The following is a 12,240-nucleotide window of genomic DNA, read 5'->3' on the forward strand; positions in this document are numbered from 1 at the left end:
TATTATGGCAGGAGAAAAACAAGATAACGTATGGCCGTTACCCGCGTTTTATTTTAAAGTAGAGATTGAAGACATAGGTGAAATTGCTTTTAAGGAAGTATCAGGTATGGATATGGAAGCACAAGTCATAGAGTACCGTCATGGCAACAGCCCGGTATTCTCTAACATTAAGATGCCTGGATTGAAGAAAACCAGCAATGTGAGTCTCAAAAAAGGCGTTTTCAAATCAGACAACAAGTTTTGGGATTGGTTCAATGAGATAAAGATGAATACGATCAAGCGTCGTTCAGTTACTATCAGCCTGTTGGACGAGACAGGTGCCCCAACGATGGTTTGGAAACTTATCAATGCTTTTCCAACCAAGGTAACGGGTGTAAGTCTGAAATCGGATGGAAATGAGGCTGCGATAGAAACGCTGGATCTGGCTCACGAAGGATTGACCATCGAAAACTCGTAAGTCGTATAGGAGTTATGGGAGAACTGTCAGATTTCTTTCCGCCAGCTGTTTCTTTTTATTTCAGCGTGGCTTTTGTCATACCTTTTCGGGCATTGATAGAAATTCCGTTTATGGAAGTAGGAGGGTTGACAACTGAGATGACTACTGAAGAATTAAAGGAAGGTGGGGAAAATAGTTTTTCCTATCAACTTCCTGTAAGGATCAAACATGGGAATCTCATATTAAAGCGCCCGATAGAAAATATGTTGACAGATCTGCTGGAAGCCTGGTCAGCCAGTTCTCTTCATGGGGAACTGGTTACAAATGTTGTTCCGATAGATGTAACTATATCTTTGATAGATGCTTACAAGCTTCCTCACCGGATGTGGTACGTTACAAATGCTTATCCGGTAAAATGTGATAATAACCCGTTCGCATCCAATAAGAATGAGTTGGCTATGGAATCTTTGGAACTAGCTTATAATAAAATACTTAGAATAATCTGATTTATGGCAATAGTAATTAAAGAGATCATAGTACGTACAACAGTTGAAAAGGTCCGGACACGCGAGGAACTTCTTACGCAGGAATGGAAAGAGCAGTTGAAACGGGATATCCTGGAACAGCTTCGTTGGAATAATATTGGTAATAACAGTGGAAAAGGAAAAAGATAAAAGCATATGCAAGGTGGATTGGTAAAAATGTCTTTGACAGCTTACGGGGATGAATCCTTCACAAATAAGCTGGTATCTATAGATGTCCTTGTAAATCCGGACAGCTACAAGATATCGAAAGACGTTAATTTGTCGGATAGCAAACAGCAAAAATCCTCAAACAATGCTCAACATTTTGAAAAATACGGAAAAGAAACTTTATCGTTTTCAATTGTTTTTGATGGTACAGGAGTTCTTCCGGGAACAAATAGTAGCACAGTAAAGGACTTGGTTAATGATTTGGATGTCGTTATATATAACTACAATGGCAATATTCAACGGCCGAATTTTGTGGTAATCAACTGGGGTGATTTACTATTTAAAGGCCAGTTGAGCAGTTATTCGCTTAATTATACATTATTTTCTCCGAATGGTGACCCGCTTCGCGTAAAGATCGACCTGTCATTTGTGAATACACTCAAGATAGATCGGGATCTTGTTAATTCAAATAGTAGGAAGCTATCAGAATTAATTAAAGCAAAAGAAGGAGACAATGTAACCAGTCTCTGTGACAAAAAATATTCTGATGCATTAGTTGCACCATTGGTAGCCAAATTAAATGAATTAAATAGCCTTCGGAAAGATATAGCAGGAACATTATTGAAATTACCAAAAATAATTTAGAGATGGAAAATTCGTTAATAGCAAACAGTGACAAGATTATTTCATATATAATAAAAACAAATGGAAAGGAGATTGATGAATCTTTTGGGCTTTCCTCATTACATGTCTGCCGGATTTTAAACCGGATAGGCAATGCAACATTGCAGTTTGATACGGGAGATAACGATTCGTTCTCTTTTCCTGAATGTGATGCCGATACTTTTAAGCCGGGCAATGATATAGAAATTGAAGCTGGTTATGATAATGAACCCAAACGCGTGATTTTTTCCGGTATGATAATAGGTATGAATGTCCAGATACAGGGGGGGATACGTCCCCAATTGGTAGTTGAGTGCCGTGATTCTATTTTCCCGGCAACTCAAGGGCGTAAAAACCAGTTATTTGAAAAGGTAAAAGATTCCGATATTATAGTACGGCTTGGCAAACAATACGGGCTATCTGTTTCTGTGAATCCGACTCAAATCGAGTATGAATCATTGGTTCAGTATTATTGCAGCGATTGGGATTTTATTCGTTCACGCGCAGAAGCTAACGGATTGGTTATTTGTATTCAGGGAAAGAAGATGATTGTAGAACGACCGAAGGTTAGTGCTTCTCCAGTATTGACAGTCACCAATGGCGTTAATCTGGTTAGTTTCAATGGTACACTTTCCTCTTCTGAGCAATATTCGAAAGTTGTAGCTAATACCTGGAAAATAGCCAGTCAAACAACTATCTCCGAAACGGCTTCGGCTCCTTCGGTTAATTCACAAGGCAATATACCCGTAAAATATTTACAGGATAAAGGAGGGGAAAGTCTATATTGCCAGACCGATGCTCCTATATCGAATAACGAACTGAAAACCTGGGCAGATGCAATGGCTATGAGAAATGCCATGTCCCGATTTCAGGGGGACTTCTCTTTTATAGGGAGTGCCGAAATTGAACCCGGGTCTGTTGTTTTGCTGGAAAATGTAGGAAAACGTTTCAATGGGAGTGTGTATGTCGGTGGTGTAGAACATACGATAGAAAAAGGCCAATGGATCACGCGTGTTCATATGGGGCTTATGCCGGAAAACGTAACAGACTTACCTGATGTTATAGCACCTCCAGGAGCCGGTTTGTTACCTGGTATTGAAGGGTTACATGTCGGAAAAGTGAAAGAAATAAGTAATGATCCGGAAAAGGAATTTCGTGTACGGGTCAATATACCTTTACTAGGGAAAGATATATGGGCACGTTTATGTACTCTGTATGCTACAAATACATCCGGAAGTTTCTTCTTTCCTGAAAAGGGAGATGAAGTTGTGATCGGTTACTTTAATAATGACCCCCGTTTCCCGGTTATTTTGGGAAGTATGTATAGCAGCAAACAAGCGGCTCCCTACCAACCTGAATCATCGAACGATTTGAAATCGATTGTTACACGTGCTCAATTAAAGCTTGAGTTCGACGAAAAGAAAAAAAGTATAAAACTGTATACTCCGGGAAAAAACAGCATCGAGATAAATGATGACGGAAAATGCATACGACTTTGTGATCAACATAAAAATGAGATCATAATGAATGATAGTGGTATCACATTGAATTCATCGAAAGATCTGATGATGAAAGCGAGGGGTAATATTGTTCTGGATGCAGGAATGAAAGCGGATATAAAAGCCAAATCAGATACTTCCATTGAAGGTCTCAATGTAAAGGCAGCAGCTAAGGTTAGCATTTCTGTTTCCGGCAATGCAAAAGCTGAGTTGTCTGCTTCAGGGCAGACGGTTGTTAAAGGCGCAATGGTAATGATAAATTAAAAAAGAAAGGAGTAAAATTATGCCACCGGCTGCAAGAATTACTGATATGCATACATGTCCAATGCAAACACCGGCATTTCCTTCACCTATACCTCATGTGGGAGGTCCGGTAACGGGGCCATGTGTACCAAATGTTTTAATAGGCAAAATGCCAGCCGCCGTCGTGGGGGATATGTGCGTTTGTGTGGGACCACCGGATACAATTATCAAAGGATCTGCTACCGTAATGATCGGTGGAAGACCTGCTGCTCGTATGGGAGATACTACTGCTCATGGAGGACAGATCGTTGCAGGTTGTCCAACAGTTATAATAGGAGGTTAAAAAGATGGAAGATAAATCTTTTTTAGGAAGGGGATGGAGTTTTCCACCAGATTTCCAAAATGATAAAAGAACGACAAGAATGTCGGAGTATGAAGAGGATATCAGGCAGAGTTTGATTATTCTGTTCTCGACCCGGGTTGGAGAACGATTCAACAGAAATTATGGATGTAACTTGGCAGATTTTGTTTTTGAACAGATTACAAGTTCGGTTATAACCCGGATGAAGGATGAAATAGAACGAGCGATCCTGTTATTCGAACCCAGAATATCACTAAAAAAGGTAAACATCAACACATCCCGTGAGCCTGACGGAATTCTGTTGATCGAACTGGATTACCTGATCAGACAAACCAATACGGATGCAAATTTTGTATATCCGTTTTATTTACAAAATAAGTAAGAAAGAATGGTTTTATATAACGGAAGAGATGGTTTAAGCAGGCAGAAACGATCAGACGATGTAAAAGTCGTCTGTCCGTTTCGTATTCTGGAAGATGATTCTTTCAGTTTGCTTACCCGTGCTTTGGAAAATGCCTCCTTTATCCGTTATTTCAACTCGGAAAATACACCTGAAGGATACTGGAAAGCCTTGTATCTAAAACAGTCGATAGTCGTCCTTTCGGAGGTCAGGCAAATAGATACATCTACCCTGGAACAAGAATTTGTTGAAGGAAATTGGGAATATCGTTCATTATTAGTGGAGAATTTACTTAATAAGATCGATGACTGGCGTAAAAGGTTATTATCGTCTGCCCCTTTTGAAAATAAAATATTGTTGGCAATCGATCTGGAAAACCAGATAACAGTAAATTTGAGTTCTGCTTTTTACTGGCTAAAGGATGTTCTTCCGGAAGAGAATGTTTTAGCCGGTTTAACATTTGATTGGGGGAGAAAAGACGTTGATCATTCTGATATTATTATCACACAGAATGAACTGCTTGACCTATTGTTTTATAAAATACTGGAGTCGCTACGCTTTTTGCAGGAAAATGTAAATTTATATACGAAAGATATCGAAAGTAGCGGTCTGGTAGACCCTTCACTTGCTCTCATTCTTTCATTTGCAAGAAATTATAGCGGTATTGCCAGTCGTTTTAATAAGAGATGGGAAGAATTGTCTGGCTTTTATGTAGAAAAAATACTACAAATACGTCCTCGTGCTTTTATTCCTGATAATACCTGGTTGATACTCACACCGAATGAATTATCGGACCGGATATGTATTCCGGCACAAACTGGTTTTATAGCAGGAAAACAAACAGATGATATTCCTTTGATCTACCGAAATGAAAAGGAAAGCTACATCAGCCAAATAGCTCTTCATACTGTATTAGCCTATAGACAAGACAGATTACTTTTAAGAAAGGATCTTTCAAGCTATATAAATCCCGATGATCCTGCTCTTCTTCAACCTCAGAACTTGTTCCTCGATAATGATAAGCAGGCTATAGCGGTATCTATGGGAATGATGATTGAATCGCCCTTATTTCTTTTGTCGGAAGGAGAAAGATTTATCACTCTCTCATTTACGTTGACAAATGAAAGTCGGGAACTGTTCGACTCTACCTATGGAAAACCGAAATATCTGAACGATGCCTTTTGTCTAGAAATCAGTACACAAGAAGGTTGGACACCTATTCCTGAATATGAACTGATCTACCTATCAGATAACGGTTGTCTGAAGTTACATCTTCTGCTATCTGAGGATTTTCCAGCTACAACAGTTTGCACAGATGCTTACGGAAAGGTTACGAATGCACCGGTATTACGACTGTTAATGAATCCGGATGCGGTCTTTTATCCGTATATTTGGGCTACTCAATGTCATATTTCCCGAATGAATATCCGGGTAGATGTTACCGGGATTTCAACACTGGATATACAGAACCTGGCTGGTCCCGTAAGTGCATCGAGTTCCTTTTATCCGTTCGGACCTATGCCTGAACGTGGAGCATGGATGATCTGGGGTAATGAAGAAATGGCTCAAAAGGACTTGATTTCAACCGAATTAACCTGCGAATGGTTGGAACTTCCGGCATCAAATAATGGCTATTCCGATATTTATAGTACATATACACCTCCTCTCGATAATAGTTCCTTTAAAGTACAAACAGCATTTTCGTCACACAATAAGTGGGTAGTACAAGAAGATGCCGACTTAACCGAATTGTTTTCATATAACTTCCCAAAAGGAAAAGTGAATAAAACAAGTACTTTCAGATGGACTATAGAGAAAGGAACCTTTTCTGACGGACTTTTCAGACTTATATTGGCGGAACCGGAGATCGGATTCGGATATACTACTTACAGGCAAATGTTCAGTGATATCATGATCCGGAACAGTCATAAAAAAAAGGGTATTGTCATTCCTCCGCCAATGCCGATAGTTCCGCTTATGGATCAGGTTCGCGCGTCTTATACCGCCGAAGAAGAAATTTTATTTCAATCCGGGGCAAAAGGAGCATCCAGTACGCTGTATCATATTCATCCATTGATGGAAGACTGCCTGAAACAAATCGATACAGACGACGAGATCCTGTTGTTTGAAGGAATATCCAATAGTCGCAATCTGTTGTTTGCTATCAGTGGTGCCGTCGGAGAAACATTGATCCGGTTATTCATCAAGATTAAATCGTTAAAATTGTCGCTCAGTACTGTTCAACAACCTGAAGTCAGATGGTTGATCAAACGTAACAGATGGGATTGGGAGAAACTTTCTCCTCTGGCTCTTTTGGAAGATACGACCTCTGCATTCATGCAAACCGGTCAGATCGAGTTACAATTACCTGATCCGGTTTCGGAAGAGTGGTTGGATGAAGACGGACTCTTTTGGCTTTGCGCAGCTTTCAAAGATCCGAAGCCCGGAGCTAATCTAATAAATCCTATTATTTCCGGTTTTTATACAAATGCCGTTCAGGTGACACTGGATACAGAGCAGGAAGGATTCGATGTAGAAAAGTTACCCGGGTCAATACCGCCCGGAACCATTACAAAACCAGAAAAAGATATTATCGGTATCGATATGATCCGTCAGATCGAACGAGCTAAAGGAGGAAGACCGGAAGAAACCCGGGAAGAGATGATTGTTCGTATAGCCAACCGTATCAATCATCGTAACCGTGCTGTTTCTGCCCGGGATTATGAAGAAATGGCATTGGCACATTTTCCCGAAATCGGGAAAGCCTATTGCTGTCCTGGTAAATCATTACATGGCGGTCAACCGGTTGTGGAACTTACGGTTGTCCCCAATAGATATACGCCCGGTACTTATCCGCTGTGTGAAGGCATGCTATTGAAACAGGTGGAAAATTACCTGCAAAGCAAATCCAGTACATTTGTTAAGCTGAATGTGGATAACCCTTTCTACGAGGAGGTAACGGTGCGTTGCTGGATTGTACTTGCCGAAAGAGTGCCAATACCGTTGGGAGTCCTGGAAGACCAGGTGATACAACAAATAAATAACTGTATCGCTCCCTGGCAGGAAGCTACCGGATTGCCAGTTTTTAATTATGCATTTACATTGGATGATATGCATAATACGATAGGAGATAATCCTTATATTCAGTCGGTAGTCAAGCTTGTTGTTCTGCAACGTACCTCTATCGGAATGGAACTGTATTATCTGAAAGATTATTATTCCGGAAAGACAGAAGGAGATGAATTTATACAACCTACGATTCCCGGAAATATACTTTTCCCCGGTAAGGAACATTTGATAAGGACCACCGATTCTGATAAATGGGATAATCTGGCAGGTATTGGAGAATTAGAAATAAGTAATACATTTATAATACGCTGAAAAAATATGCCCAAGCAAGATAGAAAAACATTAAAGGAATACTTCAGACGGGGAAAAATGCCGGATGAAGGACAGTTTAATGATCTGATTGACTCAATGCTGAATCTGGTAGACGATGAGTATCCGGAACCTGTTCCGCCATTGCCTCCCATACCTCCTGTCCCTCCTGTTCCAACACCGGAGATCAGAATAGAGGTTCCGGCAAACGGCAAATGGCATACACTGACAAACTGGAGTTCTTCTTGTCGGGCTTATTCACTCACAGCAGGATGCGGAAGCCGTAAGTCTGACCGGTACGCATTGATACACGCAGTAGCTATGCATTGCATGGGAAATCATTTCCGTATTAACTATACACGTTCCTGGTATATGTTCTTTTTGAGTAAACTGAAACTCCGCTGGGCTTCCCGGGGAAATGCCTATGCTTTGCAAATACGTACCCGTAGCAATTATGGGGAAAATGTGAATATCTGCTGTAAGATCACCGAACTATGGGGTGAAGACGATATGACCTGGATCATTAAATAAAGAGAACTATGGAAGAAGTGATCCAATCTTTTAAACCCGAAGAGTCGTTGTACACCCTTCTGCAGGAAGAGTCGCTTGAATATGTACAAGGTATGTCCGGCAAAATATGGACGGACTATAACATACATGATCCTGGTGTGACAATTCTTGATTTGCTGAATTATGTTCTTTGGGATTTGGATTATCAGTTATCTTTCAATCTGGAGGATTACCTGACTCCGGAAAATAAGCATTTTGTTCCGAAAGTAAACGGGCTTTTCAGTCCACTGGAGGTTTTTCCTGTTTCCCCGGTTACACCGGATGATTACCGGAAACTGATTTTCGATTCATTCGACGATATCGAGAACGTAGAAGTTATTCCTTTCGAACCAACGGATGTAAAAACTTGCCGGGGAATGTATGACCTGAAAATTCAAATTTGTTTTTGGTCTGATAATAAGATACGGGAAAAGTATCTGAAACAAAAGATCCAATCATTGTTCCACCAGAACCGGAACCTTTGTGAGTCTCTGCACGAAATTTATTTTGTGAATTGGAATACGCTGACCATAACGGGAACGATAGAGATAGAGGCGGAAGTCGATCCGTCGCTGATACTTTCCCGGATTTATACGGAAGCTGCAGATATGTTTACCGGAGGGATCCGTTACCGTAATCTGCAAAGTTTGTTACAGGACGGAGCCTCTCTGGATGAAATACTGGAAGGCCCCAGACTTCACTACCTGACTGTCGATGACGATTCCTTGACTGATTCGATTCAAATTTCCGTTTATTCTCAATTATATAACCGTATCAAAGAAATTGCAGGAGTAAAATCAATCCGTTCTCTTGATTTACCGGAATTAGATGGGGCAGGAATAATGAACAACATCGCTGTCCGATTCCCTAAAAAGAAAGCGGAAGTACTGATCCGTCTGGTATGTGCAGGACAAGAGATCAGTTTCAATTTTGAGAAGGTATCTCGTCAATTGTACCTGTATAAGATGAATCTTTATGGCGACCAACACCGGACAAGCAATCTTGATTTTTATAAGTCACCTGCTGGTTCTTTTCGGGATATTTATACTCTATACAGCGTACAAAATGAGTTTCCGCATTGTTATGGCATCAATAAGTGGGGAGTTGCTCCAGATAAGAGTGATTTACGAAAAGCGCAAGCCCGGCAGTTGAAAGCTTATATGCTTATTTTCGATCTTCTTGTTGCCAAAGGATTAAATGAAGTAGAAAATATACGGCAATGGATGCAGCTTACTTCCGAACTACCGACAGATCGGATACCGGTTCTTAGCAATGATCCGCTTTTGAAGTGGGAAGAATTGACAGATGATATCAAACGGGAGGAAACCGAAAAAGGGAGGTCCCATACCCTGAAATATGAAAAACGGAAGTGGCTGGATGTGATCGACAAGATCTATGGGGAACAAAGTAATCCTACTTTCCTGGATAACTTGAATATCTACGAAGATACGGAGGAAGAAATAACAGCTCGCCGGACAAAATTCTTGTCTTTAGTACCTGAATGGGGATACGGACGTTTTAAAGGCATCAACATTTATGATACGACCAATTCAGGAAGGTCGGGATTAGACCTGTATATTACAACACTGCTCGGGTTTGCCGGAGCAAACGGACACCCGATAGCAAATCTCTTGCCTTGTTACAATTTGAGTATGCTGGGTGATTCCGCCTTTTTCAGTAAACTTGGATGGCTATTGGATTACCGTTTGGTGACACAGAACCGAAAAGATATCCTGGAGGAGAAACGTTTGTGTGATGTGCCTCTAAGAAAACGAGAATGGACTGACGACAAATATGAATGGCTGCGGTTACAGTTCCCTTTGCTTCAGCATGGATTTATTTTTGAATCTTTTCTGCAAAAAGGATTTCAAATAGACAATTATAAGATATTGACGCTCCCGCTGAATGATAGCGGCTCAGTATTTTATTTACTTTTATTCCGTTATGGGATCGGAAAGAACTGGAGTTCACTGGGACGTTTTTCTTCAAAGGAGGAAGCTATACATGCAGCGAATTGCCTCTGTAGTTTTCTTCTGATGTTAAACAGGAGAAGCGAAACGATGTATGTAGTCGAACACTTGCTTTTAGCTCCCATCAATCAGGAAACCGAATTGGAAGAATCAGAAGAAGAAGAGGAAGAATACGATGAAGGAGAAAGTAATGATCAGGCGGTGTTTTCGAAGAGACAGCAGTTACTCTTGGATTTTTCCATGACCATTGTTTTGAATGGGACAACAGCCCGCACTGCTAATCCTTTATTCAGGAAACAAACAGAACAGCTTATTCTTGAAAAGGCTCCGGCCCATCTGGATATAGGTATTTACTGGCTTTCTTTCTGGGATATGACTGTTTTCGAGAAATTATACTATTCATGGCGGGATACGCTGGCTTCGTCTATTGCAGGTGAAGTGAACAAAAAATCAGGAGAGTTAGCTGCTTTCCTATTAAAAATAAAGGAAAAATATGATCACGATAGGTAAGGTAACATTTGATTTTAATATGGAAGATGAATCCTATGCACGTCAGTTATATGGACGATGGGATACTTTTTCCCGTACCTCTTTCGAACAGGTGGTAGATGATGTTTTATCACGGTTCGATTCTTCAGATGAAACGATTGAGATAGAATCGCTTTCATTGGATCTAGGTGTGATCCCTGAAGATGAGTTCGATGATAAGTTTCCCAAAATACTGGCAGAGAAACTAAATGAAACTTTCTCAGACTTTCTTAGGAATCCGGAAAGCCATTCGCAACAAATACGAATTATCCCTGTTTCTAAAAGCCGAATCGAATTATTAGCTTGCTATTTGCAATATGGTTTTTTCCCCTGGTTGGCAAATACGGAAAACCTGAATTTGGAAACGTTACTTTTAGAAGCAATGCAAATGGATAATGATGCCTTAAGGCAGTTGATCCATACGCTGGGAGATAATGAAAAAGTTCGAACACGCCTGATCTGGCAGTTATCGGACAAAATGCTGGAATCGATCGTTGTATTGATAGAACCAGGTGAAAGTGGGTTTATTAACACCTACACGCATGTTCTGGTTGCTTTATACCCCTATACCGGCCATCCGGAGATAAGCCGCCAGAACTTTCGTGATGTAGTCCATAATCTGGTTTTTGCTTATCTGCTTTATCCCAACAGAGGTTATTTCATGCGTAAACAATTCGTCTGGCAGACTATCTATGGGTTAGCCCAACGTTATAATATACAGGTGCTTTCGTTAATAGATATACTTACTAGTCAGGTACAAACATTATCTGAAGGTAAAACATTGTTACCTGGTTTGTTCCTGATACTAAATGAGCTTCGGACGGAAATGAAGTTGGACGGAGGACCACACCTGGATATAAAGAACGGTGACATCGATACGATAAATACTAACAAACAGACAGTTCAGGGCACGGTATCGGATAGCCATAAAGATGATGCTCTGTCAACTTCAACAAATAATCAACTTATTAACAATTTAAAAAACACGGAAATGGGAAATTTTAATGAAAAGACTTTTGAGGTTCAAAATGCAGGTTTGGTTTTAATATCACCTTATTTGCCTATACTTTTTTATAGACTAGGATATTTGGCAGAAGATCGAAGATCATTTGTTAATAAAGAAAAACAGATACGAGCCATATTTTTATTACAATATATGACTTCGGAAAAGCCTGATTACAATGAAGCATCTTTGTTATTGAACAGAGTTCTTGTAAATTACCCCATATCAGAACCACTTCCTCGTAATGTGGAATTAACACAGGCAGAAACTGATATGGCTGATCAAATGTTAACTGCGATTAAGACGAATTGGGATAAAATGAGAAATACATCCGTTAGAGGATTTCAGGATGCATTTCTGAAACGAAAAGGGAAGTTGGAAGAAAGTGAGGATCGCTGGATGCTAAAAGTGGAAGAGCGAGCCTATGATATTTTGCTAGATTCAGTTCCCTGGTCATTTAAGATGTTCAGGTATCCTTTTCAGGAAAAACCAATGCTGGTCGAATGGAGATAAATCCT

The 12,240-nt window shown here is 40.2% G+C and carries 11 protein-coding genes; all 11 read left to right on the forward strand.

Features of this window, described 5'->3' with window-relative positions:
- Nucleotides 1-4 precede the first annotated feature (4 nt).
- The 11 genes from DWW23_RS16760 (at nucleotide 5) to DWW23_RS26770 (ending at nucleotide 12,235) form a co-directional block, all read left to right on the forward strand.
- Complete coding sequence (locus DWW23_RS16760; protein WP_122354421.1) at nucleotides 5-457, forward strand: phage tail protein; 453 nt, start codon at nucleotides 5-7, stop codon at nucleotides 455-457.
- A gap of 14 nt (nucleotides 458-471) precedes the next feature.
- Nucleotides 472-942, forward strand: a complete 471-nt coding sequence (locus DWW23_RS16765; RefSeq protein WP_122354422.1) for a phage tail protein — start codon at nucleotides 472-474, stop codon at nucleotides 940-942.
- A gap of 3 nt (nucleotides 943-945) precedes the next feature.
- Entirely contained in the window at nucleotides 946-1,110 is a 165-nt protein-coding gene (locus DWW23_RS26560; protein WP_183671638.1) for a hypothetical protein, read from the forward strand.
- Nucleotides 1,111-1,116: 6 nt separating this feature from the next.
- Entirely contained in the window at nucleotides 1,117-1,773 is a 657-nt protein-coding gene (locus DWW23_RS16770; protein WP_122354423.1) for a hypothetical protein, read from the forward strand.
- Between the two features lie 2 nt (nucleotides 1,774-1,775).
- Complete coding sequence (gene vgrG, locus DWW23_RS16775) at nucleotides 1,776-3,554, forward strand: type VI secretion system tip protein VgrG (RefSeq protein WP_122354424.1); 1,779 nt, start codon at nucleotides 1,776-1,778, stop codon at nucleotides 3,552-3,554.
- Nucleotides 3,555-3,573: 19 nt separating this feature from the next.
- Nucleotides 3,574-3,876, forward strand: a complete 303-nt coding sequence (locus DWW23_RS16780) for a PAAR domain-containing protein (protein ID WP_122354425.1) — start codon at nucleotides 3,574-3,576, stop codon at nucleotides 3,874-3,876.
- A gap of 79 nt (nucleotides 3,877-3,955) precedes the next feature.
- Nucleotides 3,956-4,276, forward strand: a complete 321-nt coding sequence (locus DWW23_RS16785; RefSeq protein ID WP_233564372.1) for a GPW/gp25 family protein — start codon at nucleotides 3,956-3,958, stop codon at nucleotides 4,274-4,276.
- Nucleotides 4,277-4,282: 6 nt separating this feature from the next.
- Nucleotides 4,283-7,675: a baseplate J/gp47 family protein gene (locus DWW23_RS16790; RefSeq protein ID WP_122354427.1), complete on the forward strand. Its 3,393-nt coding sequence runs from the start codon at nucleotides 4,283-4,285 to the stop codon at nucleotides 7,673-7,675.
- A 6-nt stretch (nucleotides 7,676-7,681) separates the two neighbouring features.
- Nucleotides 7,682-8,203 (forward strand): hypothetical protein, encoded by a 522-nt coding sequence (locus tag DWW23_RS16795; RefSeq protein WP_122354428.1) that lies wholly within the window; start codon nucleotides 7,682-7,684, stop codon nucleotides 8,201-8,203.
- An 8-nt stretch (nucleotides 8,204-8,211) separates the two neighbouring features.
- Complete coding sequence (locus tag DWW23_RS16800; RefSeq protein ID WP_122354429.1) at nucleotides 8,212-10,701, forward strand: hypothetical protein; 2,490 nt, start codon at nucleotides 8,212-8,214, stop codon at nucleotides 10,699-10,701.
- On the forward strand, nucleotides 10,685-12,235 hold the full coding sequence (locus DWW23_RS26770; protein ID WP_222941151.1) for a contractile injection system tape measure protein: 1,551 nt from the start codon (nucleotides 10,685-10,687) through the stop codon (nucleotides 12,233-12,235). The genes DWW23_RS16800 and DWW23_RS26770 overlap by 17 nt, the downstream gene beginning before the upstream one ends.
- The last annotated feature ends 5 nt before the right edge of the window (nucleotides 12,236-12,240 follow it).

It is taken from the genome of Parabacteroides sp. AF14-59, from assembly GCF_003479515.1.
GTDB classification, from domain to species: Bacteria; Bacteroidota; Bacteroidia; order Bacteroidales; family Tannerellaceae; genus Parabacteroides; species Parabacteroides faecis.

What these genes read in the sequence shown, in the direction of transcription:
- DWW23_RS16765 (WP_122354422.1), top strand. Translation starts at nt 472, where the DNA reads ATGGGAGAACTGTCAGATTTCTTTCCGCCAGCTGTTTCTTTTTATTTC.
- vgrG (WP_122354424.1), top strand. Translation starts at nt 1,776, where the DNA reads ATGGAAAATTCGTTAATAGCAAACAGTGACAAGATTATTTCATATATA.
- DWW23_RS26770 (WP_222941151.1), top strand. Translation starts at nt 10,685, where the DNA reads ATGATCACGATAGGTAAGGTAACATTTGATTTTAATATGGAAGATGAA.
- DWW23_RS16785 (WP_233564372.1), top strand. Translation starts at nt 3,956, where the DNA reads ATGTCGGAGTATGAAGAGGATATCAGGCAGAGTTTGATTATTCTGTTC.
- DWW23_RS16795 (WP_122354428.1), top strand. Translation starts at nt 7,682, where the DNA reads ATGCCCAAGCAAGATAGAAAAACATTAAAGGAATACTTCAGACGGGGA.
- DWW23_RS16760 (WP_122354421.1), top strand. Translation starts at nt 5, where the DNA reads ATGGCAGGAGAAAAACAAGATAACGTATGGCCGTTACCCGCGTTTTAT.
- DWW23_RS26560 (WP_183671638.1), top strand. Translation starts at nt 946, where the DNA reads ATGGCAATAGTAATTAAAGAGATCATAGTACGTACAACAGTTGAAAAG.
- DWW23_RS16770 (WP_122354423.1), top strand. Translation starts at nt 1,117, where the DNA reads ATGCAAGGTGGATTGGTAAAAATGTCTTTGACAGCTTACGGGGATGAA.
- DWW23_RS16780 (WP_122354425.1), top strand. Translation starts at nt 3,574, where the DNA reads ATGCCACCGGCTGCAAGAATTACTGATATGCATACATGTCCAATGCAA.
- DWW23_RS16790 (WP_122354427.1), top strand. Translation starts at nt 4,283, where the DNA reads ATGGTTTTATATAACGGAAGAGATGGTTTAAGCAGGCAGAAACGATCA.
- DWW23_RS16800 (WP_122354429.1), top strand. Translation starts at nt 8,212, where the DNA reads ATGGAAGAAGTGATCCAATCTTTTAAACCCGAAGAGTCGTTGTACACC.